The organism is Gelidibacter maritimus (assembly GCF_014062315.1).
Taxonomy (GTDB): domain Bacteria; phylum Bacteroidota; class Bacteroidia; order Flavobacteriales; family Flavobacteriaceae; genus Gelidibacter; species Gelidibacter maritimus.
In genome coordinates this window covers 1-268 of the sequence record NZ_JACGLT010000066.1, presented here as the reverse complement: position 1 = coordinate 268, position 268 = coordinate 1, and the positions used below count along the sequence as shown (strand labels likewise).

The window sequence follows — 268 nt, the reverse complement described above, 5'->3', positions numbered from 1 at the left end:
CCGCACCAATCAATGAATCCAAAAAGTCTTGCTCTGTTCCTGTATTCCCCGCAGCAATCCATATATCATATGCAGAATCTCCGTCAACGCCATCTGCTCCCTTAGATATTATAACATCATTTATTCCATCACTAACCGTTACAGTGCCATCACCATTATCAGTTACGGTAACTGAATTACCATCTTGTCCATCAATTCCGTCAGCCCCATCAGATACAATAACACTGTTTGTACCATCACTAACTGTTATAGTGCCATCACCATTATC

Annotated in this window: 1 protein-coding gene; it reads right to left on the bottom strand. The window is 41.0% G+C overall.

Annotated elements, in window-relative coordinates; all coding sequences use genetic code 11:
• On the bottom strand, positions 1 to 268 hold a 268-nt coding region (locus H3Z82_RS19480; RefSeq protein WP_220459222.1), incomplete at both ends, for a hypothetical protein.